We start from the raw sequence: 356 nt of genomic DNA on the forward strand, positions 1-356 counted from the left end.
TGGCAGATTCACGGCAGATTTCAGGGGTCCGCCGCTACTCGGGAACACCCACAGAAGGTCAGCAACTTTCACCTACCGGACTCTCACCGTCTACGGTCAGCCATTCCAGACTGTTCGACTAGCCACTGACTTTGTAACTCCTCGAACAAGTGTCAGCTTGTTCAGTAGGGTCCCACAACCCCGACCACGCAACCCCTGACAGGTATCACACGCAGCCGGTTTAGCCTCGATCCGCTTTCGCTCGCCACTACTCACGGAATCACTAAATTGTTTTCTCTTCCTACGGGTACTGAGATGTTTCACTTCCCCGCGTTCCCTCCACACACCCTATGTGTTCAGGTGTGGGTGACACCACA

The 356-nt window shown here is 54.5% G+C and carries 1 rRNA gene; it reads right to left on the minus strand.

The features are described from left to right. Positions 1–356 (minus strand): 23S ribosomal RNA (locus QCZ28_RS34430); the annotation flags it as partial.

The organism is Micromonospora sp. DH14 (assembly GCF_029809455.1).
Classification (GTDB): Bacteria; Actinomycetota; Actinomycetes; order Mycobacteriales; family Micromonosporaceae; genus Micromonospora; species Micromonospora parva.